Genomic DNA, 22625 nt, shown 5'->3' on the forward strand with positions numbered 1-22625 from the left:
CTTACTCCTCTTCTGAAATTTGTTTGTGTTGCTCAGCATGGTGTCTAGCTTCTTCTATCTCTATTTCTTCTTCTGTCAATAATCTGTATGTTATTTTTCCACTTGCAACTTCCTTAGTTGCTACACATACAGGCTTCTCTTTAGCTTTATTTGAAACGTATGGCTCTTCTCCATCAATTAATTTTCTTGCTCTCTTTGAAACAGTTCCTACTAAATAGTATCTGTTGTCTATTTTTTCTAGTACCTCATTGATAGATGGTTTTAACATAATTATAATTCCTCCTTGAATTTCTCTATTATAATATTTTTATATCTGCTAACTTTATTCTTTTCAGATGATATTATACCTTCTATTTCTTTAGCAGATGTTTTTACATCTTCATTAAATATAAAATAATCATAATCCTTAATCATTTTAATTTCTTCATATGCACAGCTAAATCTTTTCTCTATTTCAGCTTCTGTTTCTGTACCTCTTCCAACAATTCTATTTTTTAGTTCTTCAAGTGATGGTGGTAGTACAAATATAAATACTCCCTCTGGACAAACTTCCTTTATTTGTCTTGCTCCCTGCATTTCAATCTCTAATAGTACATCTTGCCCTTTTTCTAAACATTCCATTATTGCTGCTTTTGGAGTTCCATAAAAATTATCATAAATTTGAGCATACTCCAAAAACTCACCTTTTTCTATCATTGCTTCAAACTTATCCTTACTTATGAAGAAATAATTTACTCCATCAACTTCTCCAGTTCTTGGCTTTCTTGTAGTAGCTGATACAGAAAGTTTTATTGTATCATTTTCTTTAAGTAGTTCTTTGCAAATAGTACCTTTTCCTGCACCTGATGGTCCTGATACAACTAGCAATAATCCTTTTTTCACAAACATTTAAATATTCCCCTTCTAATATTGTATTCTTACTCTATATTTTGTATTTGTTCTCTTATTTTTTCTAATTCGCTTTTTAGTTCTACTACTAAATTAGTTATATTTATATCAGAGGACTTTGAACCTATAGTATTAGTCTCTCTATTCATCTCTTGTATTAGGAAATCTATTTTTCTACCTATAGAATCGTCTTTAAATATAGTGTTTTTAAGTTGACCTATATGACTTTTAAATCTAACTATTTCTTCTGTTATACTGCTTTTATCTGCATATATTGCAACTTCTTGTGCCAATCTATTTTCATCCATTATACTTGGGTCATCTAACAATTCGCTTATTCTCAAATTCAATTTTTCTCTATAATCTTCTACAACACTGCTTGAATATTTTTCAATTTCTTCTATATGAGCTTTTAATAAATCACATCTCATAGTAATATCTTCTGCTAATTTTTTACCTTCTTCTCTTCTCATTTCTTTTAATTTTATTAATGCATCTTCAACAGCTTGATTCAACATTGACCATAATAAGTCTTCATCGTCTTCTTTTTCTTCTATTTTTACAATATCAGGAAACCTTGCAACATTCATAACACTAATATCATCTATAATATCGAATTTATTTTTTATTTCTTTTAATATATCTATATATTGAGAAGCTAGTCCTTCATCAAAGTTTAAGTTTACATCTTCTTTGCCTAATAAGTCAAATTTTATGTATAAATCTACTCTTCCTCTTTTTACATAATTTTTCACTAAATTTCTAACTTTATCCTCTAAAAATGAAATTTTTCTTGGAAGACGTATATTTATATCTGAATACTTATGATTTATCGTTTTACATTCTACTAAAAAATAATAATTGTCATCTTTGTATTCTCCTCTTCCAAAACCAGTCATACTTATAGCCATTACTTAATCCTCCAAAACACCTTCACATATTTTTACTGCTGGACCTGTCATATAAGAGAACTCTCCTACATCTATTTTAACTGTTCCTCCTTGAGAAGTTACATTTACACTACTCTCTACCATATTAAGTAAATTACATACTATTGCTGATGCAGTCATACCAGTCCCACAGCCTAAAGTATATCCACAACCTCTTTCCCAAGTGTAGACATGTATATTATACTTATCTTCTACCTTTACAAAATTTACATTCGTTTTTTCAGGAAATATTTTATTATTTTCAATCTCTTTTCCATATTTACAAACATCATCTACATCTAGTTCATCTACTATAACTACCGTATGAGGAACCCCCATCAACATAGAAGTAAGCTTGAATTCCCTATCTAAAACTTTTATACTTTCTTGCACAAAACGTTTTTTATCTGTAGATACTGGAACATCTTTAGCTATAAAACTTCCTTCTCCCATATTGACTCTTATAGAGTTTATTTCACTATTTGTAAGATTTATTTTTATATCTTTTATACCATCTAATGTATCTACTGTAAAATTTTCTTTTTTGACTATACCATTATCATAAACAAATTTACAAAAACATCTAAGACCATTTCCACACATGGCTGCTCTTGAACCATCAGAATTGTAATATACCATTTCTATATCTGCAACTTTTGAATCTTTTACAACTAATAAGCCATCCGCTCCTACAGAAAATCTTCTATGGCATACTTTTTTTGCTAAAGAAGTATAATTCGATGAATCTATCTGGTCGAATCTTCCATCTATTGCAATAAAATCATTCCCTATTCCATGTAGTTTCCAAAATTTCATAAGTATCGCTCCTTTGTAAATTAACACTTAAACTATTATAACATAAAAAAATTCCCATAAACTTATAATTTATGGGAAAAGTTTTGTAATGACAACTATAATTTGAGGATGTGAGGGAGAGTTGCCATTACAATTAGGGTAATTATATTATGTTTTTAAGCTAGTTCTTTCTATGTTTATATAATAATATTTCTATATGAATTTTATGTATGTTTTATTTAAACTGTCTATGAATTTTATAATTAAATATCTAATAACTAGCTATAGTTCTCTTTTAGTAGCTTTCTATTAACATACACCTATTAGCTCTTTAAGTATTTTTAAAACATAGTCTAAATCTTCTTTAGTAATATCTACATGAGTTACAAATCTATACTCACCATTTTCCATCTTGTTAATTTTTATATTTCTTTCAAAAAATTCTTTTATTAAAACATCTTCTTTTATAACGTCTTCACTCATTTTAAAGAATACCATACTTATGTCTGGATTAATGTTATTTACTTCAATACCCTCAATTTTATTTAATTCACAAGCTAAATACTTTGCATTTTCGTGGTCTTCATTTAATCTTAATGTCATTTTTTCAATGGCAATTATACCAGCAGCTGCAACTATACCAACTTGTCTCATTCCCCCACCCATAATTTTTTGCTTTCTTCTAGCTTTTGCTATGAATTCTTTACTTCCAGCAAGTATAGAACCCATTGGTGCAGCTAATCCTTTTGATACGCAGAACATAACACTATCACAACACTTTGCTATTTCTTTAGGTTCTACACCTAAAGTTAAAGCCGCATTAAATAATCTTGCTCCATCTAGATGTACTGGTAAGTTATGTTTCTCAGCTATTTTTTTAATTTCTCTTAAATTGTCAAGACTTACAACAGTTCCACCTGAATATGCATTTTCTACACATATAAGACCTGTTTGTGGTTCATGTATATCATCTCTTCTAATTGCCTTTTCAACAAGCTCAGGATTAAGAGCTCCATTTTCATCTTCATCTATAGTTCTAAGTTGAACTCCAGCTATTACAGCAGGTGCTCCAACTTCATGAGTTACAATGTGATAACCTTTACCAATAATAATTTCTTGTCCTCTTAGACAGTGAGTAAATAAAGCTAGTTGATTTCCAAAAGTTCCACTTGGAAGAAAAATAGCATCTTCTTTTCCAACTTTAGCTGCTGCTAATTCTTCAAGTTTATTTACAGTAGGATCATCCCTAAAGATTGAATCTCCAACAGGAGCCTTTGCCATAGCTTCTCTCATTTCATCAGTAGGCATAGTAACAGTATCACTTCTTAAATCAATAAATTTCATTTTTTCAACCTTCTTTCATATTTATATACTATGACACTTTAAAATTGATTTATTTTTTAAAGTTCATATATTGTAACAACTTATACTTTACACAATAATTATACTATATTTATTTTACATTTAATCAACTTTAAATTATTAATTTTAAAATATAGTATTTCCTTTCATAGTAAGTATAAATAATTATTCAATTTAAATATTACTCTCTTGTTTAAATTTCCCCTAGTCACAAAGCATATATTATGTGTATAATTAATTTACTGACTATTTTGGTCAAAGAAAGGGGTGCTATACATGGCATTAGATGGATTAGTTATACATTCAATAGTAGATGAATTATCAGCAAAACTTACAGGTGGAAAAATAGATAAAATACATCAACCTGAAGATGATGAGGTAATTTTTAATATAAGAAATAATAAAGAAAATTTTAGATTAGTTTTAAGTGCAAGTGCTTCAAATCCTAGGGTTTATCTTACAAGCAATTATCAAAAAGAAAACCCTCTAAAGGCACCTATGTTTTGTATGTTACTTAGAAAATACATACAAGGTGGTAACATAGTAGAAATTTCTCAAATAGGTTTTGAAAGAATAATAAAAATAAGTGTTGAATCTTTGGATGAACTAAAAGAAAAGACAATTAAAAATATTATGATTGAAATTATGGGAAGACACAGCAACATAATAATAACTCATGGTGAAGATAACAAAATTATAGATTCAATAAAAAGAGTACCTTTTAGCATCAGTAGGGTTCGTCAAGTTTTACCTGCACATAGCTATTCATTACCACCAAAACAAGATAAACTTAATCCTCTTGATAATATATCTAACGATTTGTTTATTAGTAACTTGAATGAATTTGAAGGGCCTATTTTTAAGCCCATATATTCTAAATTTCTAGGTATAAGCCCTACTATAGCCAAAGAAATTTGTTACCGAGCAAATGTAAATCAAAGTACTTCTATAAAGGATGTTTCTAACGAACAATTCAATTCTTTATACAAAGAATTTTGTAGTTTGTTCAGTGATATAAATGCTAGTAAATACTCACCTTGTATTGTTATAGATAAAAAAGTGGATAAAGTAGTCGATTTCAGTTGTGTAAATCTTACATTATTTAGTGATTTATCATATATCAATAAAGATAGTATGTCTCGTATATTAGAAGATTTCTATAGAACTAAAGATATTAAGGATAGAATCAATCAACGTTCATCTGACTTAAAGAAGAGTATCTCAGTTAAGCTTGATAGACTTTATAATAAACTAAAAAAACAGGAAGAAGAATTATCAGAGTCTGAAAACGCAGATATTTACAAGGTAAAAGGTGAATTGATTACTTCATATATCTATATGGTAGAAAAAGGTATGGAAAGTATTGAGGTTGCTAATTTTTATGATGAAAATTGTAAAAATGTAACTATAGAATTAAATAAAAATTTGACACCATCTGAAAATGCTCAAAAATACTTCAAAAAGTATAATAAAATGAAACATGCTAAAGTTGAAATATCTCATCAGATTTCATTAAATAAGGAAGAAATAGATTACTTGGAAAATATAATTTTAAGTATTGAAAACTGCGAAAATTTAGCTGAATTACAAGATATAAAAGAAGAACTTGCTAAGGTTGGATATATCAAGGCTCAAAAGAAAAACAGTAAAAAGGATACTATCCCTTCTACAAAACCTCATGAGTTTATTTCTTCTGATGGATTCAAAATATTAGTTGGTAAAAATAATAAGCAGAATGACTATCTTACACTGAGACTTGCTGATAACGATGACTTGTGGATGCACACAAAGAATATTCCTGGCTCTCATGTAATAATAAAGTGTGCTGGTAAAGAAGTACCTGATAATACTATATTTGAAGGAGCTATGCTGGCGGCATTTTTTAGTAAGTCAAAACTTTCTTCTCAGGTACCTATAGATTATACTAAAAGAAAAAATGTAAAAAAACCTAGTGGTTCTAAGCCAGGTATGGTTATTTATGAAACTAACAGTACTATTTATGTTACTCCAGAAGAAGAAATGGTAGCCAAGCTTAAAGTTAAATCAGAATAAATTTTAAATTAAATACAAAATTTAATATCAAATAATTATACAATATCATGTTAAATGAAAAAAGGCTATCTCAAAATAGAGATAGACTCTTTTTCATTTGACATGATGAACATATATTTGATTTCATACAAAAAGAGTGCCTCAAAATGGACTAAAAAGTCCATTTTGAGACACCTCATTTTATATTTAGTCACATTTAATTTTCTGACAAACTATTCTTTATTTTGCTGATTTGTTTTAACAACTCATTATATTCTAATTCATAATGTTCTTTCTTTAGATTATCTTTTTCTATAGACAACATAGATATAACATTTGTAAGTCTGTTTTCTAATACTAAAAGATTTTCTTTTTTAGCTTGATTATCTCTACTAGGAGTTTTTTTATTTCTATTAATTGTATATTCGTCATAATCACAGTCAAACTCTCTTATTTTAGTATTTTTTATCTCAACAATATAGTTACAAATATGAGATGTAAATACTCTATCATGAGATACTATAAGCATAGTTTTATCAGTATTTATCAGTGCCTTTTCTAGTGCCTCCATAGATTTTATATCTAAGTAATTCGTTGGTTCATCAAATACTAAAAAATTATTATCTTCCAATATTATTTTACATAGTGCTATTTTTACCTTTTCTCCACCACTGAGTACTTTTACCTTTTTGTAGACATCATCACCTTTAAATCCAAATAAATTTAAATTTATCCTTATAAAAGATTCATCGAATGAACTATTAACTTTAGTGTTATACAAAACACTCTTTTCTTCATTTAATATATTTTGATGTTGGTCAAAATAGCCTATTTTTACCTTGTTGTTTATTTTTATATGTTCATTTTTATTGTTCAGTATTTCTTTTATCAAAGTACTTTTTCCACATCCATTATCACCTAACAAAGCTATTTTTTTACCTCTTTTTATTTTAAAAGAAACATTATCTAGCAAAAGTTTATTTCCTAAATTTAAAGTCATATCCTTTATCTCTACTAAATTTTTACTAATTATCTCCATACCATCTTGAATCTTAATCTTCATTTCAGCAGAAACCTTAGGTTTATTCTTTATCTCAAGCTTATCAATTCTACTTTTTATAGCTTTCACATTTGAGTCTAATTTTTTCTTATTAGTTTGCCCACCCATTTTGTGTAGTCTTGCCTCAGAGTTACCCATTCGTTTTGGAGTTTTTCTTACACCATCACTTAAAGCTTTTTTGTATAAAAGAGCTTTTTCAAGTCTTTTTTTCTCTTTAACATATTCCTGATATTCAAAATCAGCTCTTTTTACTTCTTCATCTTTTTGCATTAAATAATCAGTGTAATTGCCTTTATAAGCTTTTAATTTTCCATCCTCTAGCTCCAGTATGGTTGTACATAACTCATCCAGGAAACGTCTATCATGAGATATTAATAATAAGGCTCCCTCATATCTTTTAAACATATTTTCCAAAATCCCAATACTTTTTTTATCTAAGTTTGAAGTTGGCTCATCAGCTATTATTATATTTTTCTTATCACTTAGTGCATCTGCTATCTTTAGCTTAACTTTTTCACCTCCTGATAAGTACTCTTCAAATTTATCAGGAGCATTTAAAAGACTCTTTTCTTTACTATTACTACATGTTTCAATATTATTTTCGCTTTGACTTATATATGAATAACTATCTGTAAGATAAATATTCCCTTCATCAATTTCTATTTCACCTAGTATTGCCTTTAATAATGTTGTTTTTCCTTGACCATTTGAACCAACTAGACCTATTTTGTCTCCTTCTGACACTTCAAATTTATCTATATCTAAAATTAATCTATTAGCATAATATTTCTTTAAATTTTCTACTTTTAATAAAAGCATAAAAAAATCCCTCCTTAACGAACTTAAATATAAGGAGAGATTTGCATAAATAGGCATAACAAATAGACGTATAGACTATAATCTACTCTCCTTAATTTAAGCATCATAAATAAAGCCACCAAAATAGGCTTTTCAAAAATTACAATACTTTAAATTATAAAAAATAAATTATATTCTCATTGTCCCAGTTACCTTGCCCTTTCTTTCATTTATTTTTAATCATTATATCAACATTAATTACAAATGTCTATAGAAATTTAATTATTTAAAATTATACAAGTTATTATTTACTATTCTTCAACTTTAAAATCCTTATTATTTAAAATTCTATTTAATACAATTCCGACAATTGCAGCTAAGCTAAGACCTGTTATCTTTACTGTACTTGTTATTGGTATACCTATAGAGATACCTTTATTAGACAGGTATGTTGTTCCAAGACCTATTAGTAATATAACTGCTATTATTAATATATTAATTTTACTTTCTACACAAGAACTATCTCTTATAGTCTTTAATCCTACATAAGTTATCATTGAAAATAGCATTATACTAATTCCGCCCATAACTGAACTTGGTATACTTTGAAGAAATCCTCCAAACTTGCCTACACAAGCAAGTAATATAGCAAAAACTGCTGTACGTCTAAGTATTGAAGGGTCATAGTTTTTAGTTATAGCAAGTACTGCTGTATTTTCTCCATAAGTTGTATTAGCTGGTCCACCTAAAAAACCTGCAACTATAGTTGCAAATCCATCTCCAAGTAAAGTTCTGTTTAAACCTGGGTTTTCTATAAAGTTTTTACCTACTACAGCACCATTAGTAGTCATATCTCCTATATGTTCCATAAATACAGCTAGAACAACTGGAGATATAATAACAATGGCTCCTAAGCTGAATTTAGGTATTGTAAAGTTAGGTATTGCAAATAAACTTGCTTCTGTAATTGTAGTTACATCTACTAACCCTAATATCAAGCATATTATATATCCAGAAAAAACAGCTATTAATATTCCCAGTTGCTTTATAAATCCTCTACCAAACTTATTAGTTAAAATTGCTATTGCTAAAGTTATAAATGCTATTACAAAATTCGCTGAAGCCATACTAAAAGCTGTTGGCAATAAATTTAATCCTATAACTACTATCATTGCTCCTGTAACTTGTGCTGGAAAATACAATTTAATTTTATTTACTCCAACTACTTTTACTATAATTGACATTATAATATAAATTAATCCTGCTACTATTATACCTCCTTGAGCATATGCTAAATCTCCACCATATGCTTCTTTAGCTGCTAGTATAACTGGTATAAATGCAAAACTTGAACCTAAAAAGGCAGGTACTTTTCCTTCCGTACAAAAATGAAATATCAATGTACCAACACCAGCACAGAAAATCGCAACTGACGGATTAAAGCCTGTCAAAATGGGAACTAATACTGTCGCTCCAAACATGGCTAATAGATGTTGTAAAGACATTATCGTTTTTTTCATAAAAACCTCCAAAATTATTATATATAAATAAATCCTCTGTTTAATTAATATCTTTTAATTAATTATCATTCCCTAGATTCTACTTTTTAATCTTTATATATTTATTATGCAATCTATCATTATTTTACATTTTACGACATTAAAAACTCAAATAAAGGAGAATAAAGACCACATTAAGACACACATTCATAAAATCATAATATTTATTTTGTGCAATCTATGTAAGCTTTATCCTCCTCCCTGACTATTCAATGCTAAGCTTTTATACAATATTTAAAAATTATTATTCTTTGATTGTAACTGAATCTTCTCCATCAATTTCTAGTAAACTGACAGATATAATTTCATGCCTAGAAGTAGGTACATTTTTTCCTACATAATCTGCTCTTATAGGCAACTCTCTATGCCCTCTATCCACTAATACGGCTAATTGTATTGATTTAGGTCTTCCTATATCTATAATAGCATCCAGTGCTGCTCTTACAGTTCTTCCTGTATATAAAACATCATCAACTAAAACCACAGTTTTATCATTTACATTAAAATCTAAATAAGTTCCTTTAACTACAGGTTCCACATCAATTTTTTCCAAATCATCTCTATACAAGGTTATATCAATATCCCCTGTATCTACTTTTGTTCCTTCTATTTGTTCTATTCTTTTAGAAATTCTATTTGCAATTGGTACACCTCTAGTCTTTATTCCAACTAAAACTAGATTTTCTACACCTTTGTTTCTTTCAATTATTTCATGACTTATCCTAGTAATTGCTCTTGCTATTGCCTTTTCATCCATTAATTGAGCTTTTTCTACCATATCATAATTATTGTCAAATATATAATATATCTTTTTGACAAATCTACTCCTTTCTTTTAATTTTTATAACCTTACTTTTACTTAAATTTTTAATTTAAACAACAAAAAACTCCTCATCACAAGACAAGAAGCTCTTATATAAAAATATACAGTCTAATTTAGCAATTGTCTTACGATATCTCTGTATCGTTTAAAGATAATTTTTATAATTCATTAACTCAAATTATATATTTATATTTCAAATTTTTCAAGCTTTTTTAAGCAAAATACTTTAATATAAAATATTTTAGTTAAATTTCACTAAATTTATCACTTATACAAAACCAAACAAATGATTTACAGTATTGTGTAAATTCTTATTTAATTTTTCTAATAACGTCCTTAAAATACTCAGGTAATTCTGAATTAAATTCAATATACTCCTTTGTAGTGGGATGTATAAATCCCAACTTCTTAGCATGTAAGGTTTGTCCTTTTAGTTTAAATTTATTTTCTTTTGGACCATATACATTATCACCTAAAAGTGGATGATTTATAGACAAAGCATGAACTCTTATTTGATGAGTTCTACCAGTTTCAAGCCTAGCTCTCATATGAGTAAATTTATTAAATCTTTCTACCACTTCAAAATGAGTAGTTGCATTTCTGCCATCTTTTACTACAGCCATTTTTAACCTATCTTTAGGGTTTCTTCCTATAGGTTTATCTACAGTTATTTTATCTTCTTTAACTACACCATAACATATAAATTCATACTCCCTGGTTATAGTGTGTTCTTTTAACTGTTCTGCTAGAAAATTATGTGCATAATTATTCTTGGCTACCATAAGAAGACCAGAAGTATCTTTGTCTATCCTATGAACTATACCAGGTCTAATAATACCATTTATTGATGACAATTTATCTTTGCAATGGTATAGAATTCCATTTACTAATGTATTTTCATAGTTCCCAGGAGCAGGATGAACAACCATGTCCTGAGGTTTATTTATTATCAAGACATCATCGTCTTCATATACAATATCTATTGGAATATCTTGAGCTACAACTTCTAAAACTTTAGGTTCTGGTATCTCTATAACAATCTTATCTTCTTCTTTAACTAAATACTTAGCTTTTTCTACCTTATCATTAACTTTTACTTTACCATCTTTTATAATTTTTTGTATGTAGCTTCGTGACATATCACCTAATTGCTCTGCTAAGTAAACATCCAGCCTAACTTCTTCTTCCTCTTCAAGTACTAAAAACTCTTTTACTTCATCCATCAAATCACCTACTTTTACTTTCAAAAAATAAAACATATATACATAAAAATACAGTTCCTACAACTACAAATACATCAGCTATGTTGAACACATATTCCCATATAATCCTAAAATCAAAATAATCTACTACAAAACCTAGTCTAACTCTATCAACTAAATTTCCTAATGCACCTGATATTACTAGTATAATCCCCAACTTACCAAATATATGTACTTTTCTTGTATTAATATAGTATAATCCAAATACTGTTGCAAGCAATGCAACTATTATAAATATCCATTGGTTATTTTGCAATAATCCAAATGCTGCACCTCTATTTTCTACATAAGTTAAATGAAATACATTATTTATTATTGGTATTGTCGATACATCTACCAAATTATTTAATACCCATATTTTAGACAGTTGGTCTAACCCTATAAGTAAAATTATTATTAATACATATAGCAATTATTTTTCCCCCTATAAATTATTTAAAAATCAATTTTATTTGAAATTCACTATTACCATTATACAAAAAAAATACTCTAAAGAGCAACTCTCTTAAAATATTAATGATGCTTGTAAATTTAAAATACAAACATCATTAATACTTTAATAAATATTTTTTATTTTTGTACTTGCTCATTTTTATCTAAGTGTTCTATAAGTTCCGATATTGTTACAAATTTATATCCTTTTTCTTTTAATTTAGGTATCACTACTTCTAAAGCTTGTATAGTTTGTGATTTATCATTTCTTTTGTTGTTATAATCATGTAAAAGTATTATATTTCCATTTTGAACTTTTGTAAGAATAGTATTTATAATGCTATCCACTCCAGGATTAGACCAATCTCTAGGGTCTAAGTTGGACCAAAGAATTATATTCATACGTTTAGAAACTATAATATCACACACGCTCTTACTCATAGCTCTATATGGAGGTCTAAATACTTTTGGCTCTACTCCAATTACATTTTTTACAACATTCTGTGTATCTGTTATTTCTTTTTCTACCCTATCATAACTATTCTTTGCAACATTTATATGTGTAAATGTATGATTCCCTATCTCATGTCCCTCATCATACTGTCTTTTTAATAATTTTTTATTGTATTCTACCTTTTCTCCAACTACGAAAAAAGTTGCCTTTACATCATTGTTCTTCAGTATGTCAAGTACTTGTGGTGTAAAAACCTCATCTGGACCATCATCAAAAGTCAGAGCTATGACCTTTTCATTATCGTTTCCTTTTTTGATTATCACATCTTCATAATCACTTATTTTACTGTCACTCAAACTATAAGTTTCTTTTAAGTTATCTTGATTATGATTATATGTATACACACCTACTAGTGATAATAAACATATACATATACCCCATACTACCTTTTTCATGTCATTACCTCTTTTCCAATTCATTTAAACAACATGTGATGTCAGTTTTTAATCTTTCAATAATTCATTTTTATTTAAATCAGTCAAGTCTGTTAAATATTCTGAATAAAAATTAGTATTTTCAACATCAGGATTTTCACTTGCATCTCCTAATAAATCATTTTCTTTATTTGCACAATTGTTACATAAATTTGTATCAGGTAATATATCCAATCTTTCTAAATCTATTTTATTATGACATAAATCACAAATCCCATATGTTCCATTTTCTATTTTAGATAACGCTAAATCTATTTGATACATTCTTCCCTCTTCATGATTTATTAGACTATTTTGCATATTTTGCATATATACATCTGTTCCCATATCTCCTATATGATTATCATAACTAGATAGTTCTCCTGATGAATACTTTTCACTTGTATGTTTAGTTGTATCTCCAAATAAAGTATTATCTTTCATATCTACTACTAGATTAGCTAATTTTTCTTTTTCTTTTAATAATCTATCTTTATATTTTTTAGTATCCATATTTAACACCTCTATTTTAATATTTATATCATAAAAATAGTATGTGGAAAACTAAATTAAACATACAATAAAAAATAAGATTCGATAAAAAAAATTGTAGGTAAATTTTAAATTCACCTACAATTTTTTGAATATAATTTAAATATAATTTTTTAATTTTTTATAGTAATTATTTTCTAACTTGCCAATTTATGGCTATTCTGTTCTTTGATATCTTTAGCTTTTTTAAAGAATAAAAGTCCAAGAATTATTGCAACAGCAACACCTATTCCATTAGATATATTAACTGGCAATCTAAAGCCTTCTTTTGCTTGCATTATATAACTAAATGTAACTACAGTCATAAAAAGTGCTGGTAATGTAGTTATATAATGATTTTTATTTGCTTTAACCAAATATGCAGAACCAGTCCACAACATTATCATAGCAAGTGTCTGATTTGCCCAAGAGAAATATCTCCAAATTATATTAAAATCTATAAATGTAAGAGCAACACCAACTGCAAACAATGGTAAAGCTATTAAAAATCTATTTTTTACTGCATCTTGATTATAATTCATTGCATCTGCTATTGTTAATCTAGCACTTCTAAATGCTGTATCTCCAGAAGTTATAGGACATGCCACAACTCCAAGTATAGCTAAAGCTCCTCCAATAGGTCCCATCAATCCAACAGATACTGTATTTACAACTGTTGCTGCTCCACCATCATTAAATATCACATTAAGTTGAGGTATACCATGGAAATATGACATGGCTGCTGCTGCCCAAACTAAAGCTATTATCCCTTCTGCAACCATTGACCCATAAAATACAGGTCTTGCTTCACTCTCTTTTTCAACACATCTTGCCATAAGAGGTGATTGTGTTGCATGGAAACCAGATATTGCTCCACATGCTATTGTTATAAATAAGTATGGAAATAAAGGTGTCCCATTTGGATTCATATTTTGTAAATTTATATTTGGTATATTATATCCTTTTATTATTAGTCCTCCTGCTACTCCAACTGCCATAATTAACAAAGCAGCTCCAAATACAGGATATATTTTACCAATTAATTTGTCTATTGGTAAAACAGTAGCCATAATATAATAAAGGATTATCACTCCAACCCATATTTGTGTATTTACACCTGTTAATGTTTTTAATAATCCTGCTGGACCTGTTACAAACACAACTCCAACCAATACTAAAAGAATAACACTAAATATTCTCATTGCTATTTTTGCACCATTGCCTAAATAAAGACCTACCAACTCTGATGCAGATGTACCTTTGTTCTTCATTGATAAATATCCAGAAGCAAAATCATGTACTCCACCTGCAAAGATTGTTCCAAATACAATCCATAAAAATGCTGATGGTCCAAATAACGCTCCTTGTATAGCACCAAATATAGGTCCTAATCCTGCGATATTTAAAAATTGAATTAAAAAGATTCTCTTCCATTTCATTGGAACGTAATCTACTCCATCTCTACAAGCTATAGCTGGAGTTTGATTTTTATCATTGATTCCAAAAACCTTTTCTACAAAAGTACCATAGATAAAATACCCTGCTATAAGTACCACTATTGAACCTAAAAAACTTACCATAAATTCATCCCCTTAGTTTTTTATATAATTGCTCTATAAATTTTTATAAGTTTAAGAAAACTATTTCCAGTTCAAATGGTAATACTTTTTTATGCTAATATAAATGTTAATTACATTAAGTGCATATTTAAGTACATGAAATGACTTTATATATGCATTAATAACCTGAATTCTTTTACTTTACTTCTACTTACAGTTACTTCATAATCACTATTTTTTAATTTTAATATGTATGTATTATTAAACCATGGTATAATTTCTTTTACTTTGCTTAAATTTACGATATAAGACCTATGTGTTCTAAAAAATTTTTTATCATTTATCATAGTTTCTACTTCTGATATTCCTTCTTTTAATATAAACTTCTCTTCCTCTGTATATATAAATGTCTGCCTTTCATTAGCTTCACAATAATATATATCATCAATATCTATTACAACCAGTTTATCACCTTTCCAAAGGCTAATTTTATGTGTTATTTCTTCTATGTTTTGATTTATTATGTCTTTCTTGTCATTAGATAAATTACTACTGTCATTAGATAGTTCAACATCATTGATTTTACTTTTTTCTAACTTATTCAGCATTGAAATTATTCTCTCTTCAGAATATGGTTTAAGTACATAATCGAATACTCCCAAAGAAAAAGCATCGACTGCATAATTTTCATATGCAGTTATAAAAACAATCTTAGGTCTTGATTTAAATTGATTCAATGTTTTTGCAAGCAGCATACCATCAAGATGAGGTATATTTATATCCAAAAAAATTACATCTATTTTATTTTCCTGAATAAAATTTAACACCTCTATACCATTAGTAAATTCACTTACTACCTCAATGCTACTTTTATTTTCAATAAAATATCTCAATTCCTTTCTTGCTGGAAACTCATCTTCCACTATTATAGCTCTCATTCTTCTACTCCTTTACATAAAATACTATCAAAGTCCCATTGTCAGTTCTTCTCATATTAAGCCCACTTCCATACATCAGTTTGAGCCTTAAATGTACATTGTAAAGCCCAATCTTATTTTCAGGCATATTATCTCGATATACATTATTTATGATTTCCTCACTTATGCCTATACCATTATCCTCAATTGATATCTTTACAGTATTTTCTAATGAATATGGTAACTTTTTTATAGATATTTTTACTGTGCCAGCCCTACCACTTTCTAAAATTCCATGTATTATTGCATTTTCCACCAATGGCTGTATAATCAAACTTGGAATCTTTATATTTACATCATCTATATCATAAGATACAGTTAGTAATTCTCCAAATCTAGCCTTTTCTATCTCTACAAAAGATTTAACCTGTTCAACCTCTTTATTTATATCTATCAAATTATCACTATATTCCAGATTATATCTTAGATAAGTTGATAAATTTATTATTAGCTCTCTTGCTTTATCTGGACTGAATCTTATAAATGATGCTATTGTGTTTAGGGAATTAAACAAAAAATGAGGATTAATCTGTCTTTGAAGTGCTTTTATTTCTGCTTTATTTCTTGCTTCTATATCTTTTTTATCCTTTTCAATCCCCTCAACTATGGATATAACAAATCCTATTCCAATCTGTCCAACAATTAAAGGCAAATATATTCCACCAATTATTTGAATCGCTAAAGAATGTGGATGCGATATTAAATATATAAGTAGTATAGTAAAACTTTCAGAAACCATACCTACCAGTATGCCATATATTACTCTATGTTGTTTTGGTATCCTCTTATATAGAAATCCTGATAATACACCTGCTAGTATACTTGATAGAAGACATGGAACAGATGTTATACCTCCAATATCCATAAAGTATCTATGAATACCTGAAAGAAGCCCTGCTGTAATACCTACCATCGGTCCAAATAAAACGCCTCCTGATACTATAGATATTATTCTGGTATTCACTATTGACCCCATATAGTTTATACCATTATAAGTACCAAATATGGCTAAAAACGTAAAAACTAATGCTATACAGACTAAATCATTAAAGCTATACTCTTCTTTTTGAAATATTTGCTTAAACATTTTTAACTTTGTTATCAAAAGAAATAGTACTACAATAAGACTTGTTTTTTCTATTAATGCTATTAAAATTGATGTTTTCATATTTTCCCTCTTAAAAATAAATCTTTACATACTTTAAATTTATTATTTTTATTGTAAGTTAGATACACAAAAATAAATTCCATAGTTATTGTATCATATCATCTATATAGAAACATAAATTCATTTAATTATATAAATTTAAAAAATGTTTTTTTGATATATTATTGACAATTTTCATTATAAGAGTTAAAATTAACTCATAAATTACATATTGGGTATAAAGTACATATTTAAAGTTAGTTCAGAAGGCTATGGTTTTCTGATTTTTTTATGCTCAGTAGTGATATGCAAAAAAGACAGAGTTAACGTTAGTTAACTTTTACCTTTATTCTACTTTCCCCAAAGTAAGAATAATCTAACCCCTTTGAGATGAGCAAAAGCTCATCTTTTTTTATGTAAAAATAAAGAGGATATTCATAAAATAATATCCTCTTTATAACATATAATTAATATCTTCTTTCTATAAAACCAACTTTTTTATAAACTTTTCTAAGAGTTTTTCTAGCTTGTTTTTCAGCTTTTTCTGCTCCCATACTATATATTTTTTCTAAATAATCTTTATTATTAAGAAGGTCAGTATATTTTTCTCTTATAGGTCTTAAAGATTCTGATACCACTTCAGCTACATCTTCTTTAAATACTCCATATCCTTTACCTTCATACATATTTACAATCTCTTCTACACTCTTTTTACTTAAATTAGAATATATATCAATTAGATTCTTAATACCAGGTTGTTCATCAGTATATTTCACAACACCTAATGAATCAGTAACACTTCTTTTTATCTTTCTCTTTATAGAATCTGAATCATCAGCTAATAGTATAAATGCATTTTCATTTGAATCAGATTTACTCATTTTCTTAGTTGGCTCCTGTAAACTCATTACTCTTGCTCCACCTTTTGGATAGTATCCTTCTGGAACTACAAAAGTAGGCGAAAATCTATTATTAAATCTATTTGCTAAATCACGAGCTAATTCTAGATGTTGTTTTTGGTCATCTCCAACTGGAACCAAATCAGTTTGATACAACAATATATCAGCAGCCATAAGAACTGGATATGTGAATAAACCTGCATTTAGATTTGCTTCACTCTTTTGTGATTTATCCTTAAATTGAGTCATTCTACTTAATTCACCCATATAAGTCATAGTATTTAATACCCACATAAGTTCAACATGCTCTTTGACATGTGACTGTATAAATATAGTATTTTTTTCTGGGTCTAATCCACAAGCTATATATTGAGCAAGCAATTCTATAGCATTAGCTCTCAAAACTTTAGGGTCCTGAGGTACTGTTATTGCATGTAAATCAACTATACTATAATAGCAATCATAATTATCTTGAAGTTCAGTCCAGTTTTTTATAGCTCCTAAATAATTTCCTAAAGTCATTTTTCCTGATGGTTGTGCACCACTAAATATAACTTTTTTTTCACTCATTTTATTTGTACCTCCTTATATACTTATATTGATTTTAGCATGTTTAAAACTATATCCTTAGAATTATTGGCAGCATCATGCACAAATACATCATACGTAACATCAGCACTTCCATCTGCCTTATCAGACATTGCTCTTATTATTACAAATGGAGTATCATTTAAATAACATACATGAGCTATAGCTCCACCTTCCATTTCGCCACAGTATCCACCAAAATCATTTACTAATTCATCTTTTAATTCTTTAGAATTTATAAATTTATCTCCTGTAACGACTCTTCCTTTCAGTACTTTGTGAGTCTTTACTTCTTCTACAGAAGATTTATAAGCAGCGTCTATAAGTCTTTCATCTGCTTTAAATACAGAAGTCTTCATTCTTGGTATAACTCCCTTAGGGTCTCCAAATGCTGTAGTATCTATATCATATTGTATAGCATCAGTAGATATTACTATGTCATTAACATCAAGATTTTCGTTCAAAGCTCCTGCAACACCTGTATTAACAATAGCATCAACTTTAAATTCACTTATTAGTATCTGTGCACAAAGAGCAGAATTAACTTTACCTATACCACATTTTACTAATACTACATTTTTTCCTTCTAATGTTCCTTGATGAAACTCTAAACTAGCTTTTTTTACAGTTTCTTTAATATCCATTAAATTAACTAAGATACTTACTTCTTCATCCATTGCACCTATAATTCCTATTACGTTCATTTTTCCTCCTAAATTTTCTATATTAAAAAATCCGTCCTAAATCAATAGGACGGATATATTTTCCGTGGTACCACCTAAATTTATATACACTCAAAGTTGAATATATATATCTCAATATATGCTGTAACGTGCACACACGATATCAGATACTCTATAGTTTTAAACTACATTTCACCTTACTCCTCAAAGACCCATTCAATAAACACTTTTTATTAAGTTCTCAGCACCCTTAATTCTCTGTACAAAAGTATATTTATTTACTATTTCTTATCACAGGATTCAATTTATTAATTTCTTTATTTTATAATATTCCTTACACTATAAATTGTCAACTATATATTATAATATCCAAAAGAAATTCTTAAAATACATTTTATTTAGCTGTTTTCTTTTCATATCTATTCCACAACCATATACCAGATAGTATAACTAGAAGACCTCCACCAATCATCTCTATCTCATATATGATATTTTCAGCAAATGTAGGCATAACTGGTGCTGCAGATAACAATATACCAACTACAGTTACTGTTAAAACCATTTTCGCTAAACCTATACAAGTACTTGTTGATTTTGCCATAGTATAAGGTCTAATTTCATCTGGTCTCTCTTTTCTTAATTTAATATAAGAAGCATATAATAACACATATGGGAATAAAGCAGTTAATGCTGTCATAGTTACAAGAACATTATATATAGCATCAACAGAAGGCATTAATGTCGTCACTAATAATATTATAGTAACTATTATTGCTTGAAGTATAACAGCTTTAGAAGGTATTTTATGTTCATTTACTTCTACTAAGCTATCTGGGAATACCCCTTTTTTGACACTACCAAATAACATTTTTATTGGTGATGCTATGTAAAGAACTATCGCTCCTAATATTGAAAAAGCTATACCAAAAGCTATTAATTGAACCAACCAAGACCCTATTCCTAAAGATTGACAAACAGCTGCAAGTGCATCTAGCACACCTTTAGAAGCAGTAATTTCGTCTGGTGGTATTATCATTGTTATTGCAATTGAACCTAATACATATAATGAAGCTACTATTCCAGCTGATATTAATATCGCCTTAGGGAAGTTCTTCTCAGGCTTATCTATCTCTGTTATAAAGTTAGCCGCAGTTTCTGCTCCTGCTAAACCAAACATTATAGCTGATATAGCAACAAATGCATCCATATTAAGTTTTGGAGTCATTGAAGCTATTGTATATGTTGAAGCTATATCATGTTTTTTCAATACAAATACTGCTACAAATGAAAATATTATAAGTATCGCACTTGGTATTGTTGAACCTAATGCACCTGTGTTAGTAAATATCTTTGTAAAACTTATTCCTTTAGTTGCTATAAGAGATAATGCCCAGAATATTACTAAAGATAATATAAGTACAAACATCTTATTATCAGCAAGTGCTGGATTTCCTATTGTATAAGAAACATTTACTGCTAAGAAAGTTAAGAATGAAGAATACCAAAATATTTTAGCTGTCCAGTTTAACCAAGAAACTAAAAATCCATATTTTTCTCCAAAGGCTTCCTTAACCCAATCATATAAACCTCCATCGCCTTTTTGATATGTAGATGCTAACTCAGCACAAATTAAAGCTCCTGGTACGAAATATATAAATGAGAATAATAACCACATAGGTATTGCACCTAATCCTAAACCAAAGCTTGATGCTGTAGATTTAGCTATCCATCTTATACCATATAAAGCCGATACATTCATAAATACCAAACTCCATAGGCCTATTTTTTTCTTTTCCATCCTAATCTAAATTCTCCTCTCTATTAATTAGTTAAAAGTTGATTTCAAAATTGATAAAATAGATTCATTGTCATTAAATCAATTATTTTCAAAATTTTCAATTTATTAATGTCGTTTATTGATGAAATCTAAATACTTTGAAATCAAATTTTATTAAAAATGATAAATTACAAAAGCTCTACCACTTTAATTCTAATCATACTAAATTTTTAAAATTGTTTCAATATTATTTTAATATAAAATTTTATTTATTATTTTTCATGATTATATAAAAAGCTTAAATACACAACTTTATGGATTGTATTCATCATTTATATAAATTTTTCACAATAAAAAATCATTTTACCTCTACATTTAATGTGAAAATGAGGATTAAATTTAATATAAAAAATATATAACAAATTTTTTTTATATTTCTAGAAGAAAAGTATACTCTTTTTTGTTTAATAATGCTAAAATTGATTTGTATTGAATTTTGATTAGGAGGAAATTATTATGAAGACTCAAAGATTAAATGCTGTACTTGAACAAATGAAAAAAGATGATATTTCTCAAATGTTGGTAAGTGACCCTACTTCGATATTTTATCTAACAGGAACACTAATCCATCCAGGTGAAAGATTATTAGCATTATATCTAAATTTAAATGGTAATAATAAATTATTTATAAATGAATTATTCCCAGTTGCAGAAGATTTAGGTGTTGAAATGGTTTGGTTTAATGATACTCAAAATCCAGTAGAAATAATAACTGAACATATAGACAAAAATGCTACTATGGGTGTTGATAAAAACTGGCCAGCTAGATTCTTATTAAACTTAATGGAATTAGGTGGAGGAAGTAAATTTGTAAATTCATCTTATATAATAGATACTTTAAGAATGTGTAAAGATGAAGAAGAAAAAGAATTAATGAGAATAGCTTCAAGATTGAATGACAAGAGTATGGAGCAACTTAAAGCTACTGTTTCTGGTGAACTTACAGAGAAACAACTTGTTGGTAAATTATCTAAAATATATGAAGATTTAGGTGCTGACGGATTCTCATTTGACCCTATTATAGGATTTGGACCTAATGGAGCTAATCCACATGGTGAACCTGGAAATGCACTTGTAAAACCAGGAGATGCAATAATATTAGATATAGGTTGTATAAAAGATAATTATTGTGCTGATATGACAAGAACTGTATTCTATAAAGAAATACCTGAAAAAGGTAGAGAAATATTTGAAATAGTTCTTGAGGCTAATAAGAGAGCTGAAGCTATTGTAAAACCAGGAGTTAGATTCTGTGATATAGATGCTGCTGCTCGTGATTACATAACTGAAAAAGGATATGGACAATACTTCACTCATAGAACTGGTCACTCTATAGGACTTGAAGTTCATGATAAGGGAGATGTATCTTCTATAAATACAGATGTTGTACAACCAGGAATGATATTCTCTATAGAGCCAGGTATATATTTACCAGGTGAGTTTGGAGTTAGAATAGAAGATTTAGTACTTGTTACTGAAGATGGTTGCGAGATATTAAATAAATATGATAAAGAAATATGTGTAGTTGGTTAATTATA

20 protein-coding genes and 1 other annotated feature are annotated in these 22625 nt (G+C 28.2%); of the genes, 2 read left to right on the forward strand and 18 right to left on the reverse strand.

Annotated features, from left to right (window positions below; translation table 11 throughout):
• Position 1: 1 nt before the first annotated feature.
• The 5 genes from rpoZ to ltaE form a co-directional block, all read right to left on the reverse strand.
• Positions 2 to 268, reverse strand: a complete 267-nt coding sequence (gene rpoZ, locus ACTG45_RS14405; RefSeq protein WP_021385513.1) for a DNA-directed RNA polymerase subunit omega — start codon at positions 266 to 268, stop codon at positions 2 to 4.
• A gap of 2 nt (positions 269 to 270) precedes the next feature.
• A complete protein-coding gene (gmk, locus tag ACTG45_RS14410; protein ID WP_021385567.1) occupies positions 271 to 888 on the reverse strand; it encodes a guanylate kinase in 618 nt (205 codons plus the stop codon).
• 29 nt (positions 889 to 917) lie between these two features.
• Complete coding sequence (locus tag ACTG45_RS14415; RefSeq protein WP_021385520.1) at positions 918 to 1799, reverse strand: YicC/YloC family endoribonuclease; 882 nt, start codon at positions 1797 to 1799, stop codon at positions 918 to 920.
• Positions 1800 to 1802: 3 nt separating this feature from the next.
• Positions 1803 to 2633, reverse strand: coding sequence for a diaminopimelate epimerase (gene dapF, locus ACTG45_RS14420; protein ID WP_021385362.1), 831 nt, complete (start codon positions 2631 to 2633; stop codon positions 1803 to 1805).
• Positions 2634 to 2921: 288 nt separating this feature from the next.
• Positions 2922 to 3956 (reverse strand): low-specificity L-threonine aldolase, encoded by a 1035-nt coding sequence (gene ltaE, locus ACTG45_RS14425; protein WP_479919238.1) that lies wholly within the window; start codon positions 3954 to 3956, stop codon positions 2922 to 2924.
• Positions 3957 to 4250: 294 nt separating this feature from the next.
• Between ltaE and ACTG45_RS14430 the strand changes: the two genes are divergently transcribed.
• Positions 4251 to 6026, forward strand: a complete 1776-nt coding sequence (locus ACTG45_RS14430) for an Rqc2 family fibronectin-binding protein (RefSeq protein ID WP_479919239.1) — start codon at positions 4251 to 4253, stop codon at positions 6024 to 6026.
• Between the two features lie 196 nt (positions 6027 to 6222).
• Here ACTG45_RS14430 and cplR read toward each other — a convergent pair whose 3' ends face one another.
• From cplR to ACTG45_RS14495, 13 genes are all read right to left on the reverse strand, one after another.
• Entirely contained in the window at positions 6223 to 7884 is a 1662-nt protein-coding gene (cplR, locus tag ACTG45_RS14435; RefSeq protein ID WP_479919240.1) for an ABC-F type ribosomal protection protein CplR, read from the reverse strand.
• A 290-nt stretch (positions 7885 to 8174) separates the two neighbouring features.
• Positions 8175 to 9383 carry a uracil-xanthine permease family protein gene (locus tag ACTG45_RS14440; RefSeq protein ID WP_479919241.1) on the reverse strand — a complete coding sequence of 403 codons (1209 nt, stop codon included), beginning with the start codon at positions 9381 to 9383 and terminating at the stop codon, positions 8175 to 8177.
• A gap of 283 nt (positions 9384 to 9666) precedes the next feature.
• Positions 9667 to 10200 carry a bifunctional pyr operon transcriptional regulator/uracil phosphoribosyltransferase PyrR gene (pyrR, locus tag ACTG45_RS14445; RefSeq protein WP_021385574.1) on the reverse strand — a complete coding sequence of 178 codons (534 nt, stop codon included), beginning with the start codon at positions 10198 to 10200 and terminating at the stop codon, positions 9667 to 9669.
• A gap of 356 nt (positions 10201 to 10556) precedes the next feature.
• Positions 10557 to 11504, reverse strand: a complete 948-nt coding sequence (locus tag ACTG45_RS14450) for an RluA family pseudouridine synthase (protein WP_044213762.1) — start codon at positions 11502 to 11504, stop codon at positions 10557 to 10559.
• A complete protein-coding gene (gene lspA, locus ACTG45_RS14455; RefSeq protein WP_021385553.1) occupies positions 11473 to 11919 on the reverse strand; it encodes a signal peptidase II in 447 nt (148 codons plus the stop codon). The genes ACTG45_RS14450 and lspA overlap by 32 nt, the downstream gene beginning before the upstream one ends.
• A 158-nt stretch (positions 11920 to 12077) precedes the next feature.
• Entirely contained in the window at positions 12078 to 12848 is a 771-nt protein-coding gene (locus ACTG45_RS14460; RefSeq protein WP_479919242.1) for a polysaccharide deacetylase family protein, read from the reverse strand.
• 48 nt (positions 12849 to 12896) lie between these two features.
• Entirely contained in the window at positions 12897 to 13379 is a 483-nt protein-coding gene (locus ACTG45_RS14465; RefSeq protein ID WP_479917257.1) for a TraR/DksA C4-type zinc finger protein, read from the reverse strand.
• Positions 13380 to 13555: 176 nt separating this feature from the next.
• Positions 13556 to 14977 (reverse strand): carbon starvation CstA family protein, encoded by a 1422-nt coding sequence (locus tag ACTG45_RS14470; protein ID WP_021385467.1) that lies wholly within the window; start codon positions 14975 to 14977, stop codon positions 13556 to 13558.
• A gap of 146 nt (positions 14978 to 15123) precedes the next feature.
• The gene (locus ACTG45_RS14475; RefSeq protein ID WP_479919243.1) at positions 15124 to 15894 is read right to left on the reverse strand and encodes a LytR/AlgR family response regulator transcription factor; all 771 of its coding nucleotides are present in this window, start codon (positions 15892 to 15894) and stop codon (positions 15124 to 15126) included.
• Between the two features lie 4 nt (positions 15895 to 15898).
• Entirely contained in the window at positions 15899 to 17101 is a 1203-nt protein-coding gene (locus ACTG45_RS14480) for a sensor histidine kinase (protein WP_479919244.1), read from the reverse strand.
• Positions 17102 to 17547: 446 nt separating this feature from the next.
• Entirely contained in the window at positions 17548 to 18549 is a 1002-nt protein-coding gene (trpS, locus tag ACTG45_RS14485) for a tryptophan--tRNA ligase (RefSeq protein WP_479917259.1), read from the reverse strand.
• 23 nt (positions 18550 to 18572) lie between these two features.
• Entirely contained in the window at positions 18573 to 19271 is a 699-nt protein-coding gene (locus tag ACTG45_RS14490; protein WP_021385395.1) for a 5'-methylthioadenosine/adenosylhomocysteine nucleosidase, read from the reverse strand.
• Positions 19272 to 19313: 42 nt separating this feature from the next.
• Positions 19314 to 19554 (reverse strand) — a binding site (T-box leader).
• Between the two features lie 90 nt (positions 19555 to 19644).
• Entirely contained in the window at positions 19645 to 21048 is a 1404-nt protein-coding gene (locus ACTG45_RS14495) for an APC family permease (protein WP_021385372.1), read from the reverse strand.
• Between the two features lie 495 nt (positions 21049 to 21543).
• On the opposite strand from ACTG45_RS14495, the gene ACTG45_RS14500 reads away from it, so the two are divergent.
• Complete coding sequence (locus ACTG45_RS14500; protein WP_021385511.1) at positions 21544 to 22620, forward strand: M24 family metallopeptidase; 1077 nt, start codon at positions 21544 to 21546, stop codon at positions 22618 to 22620.
• The last annotated feature ends 5 nt before the right edge of the window (positions 22621 to 22625 follow it).

Source organism: Clostridioides sp. LIBA-7602 (assembly GCF_056688945.1).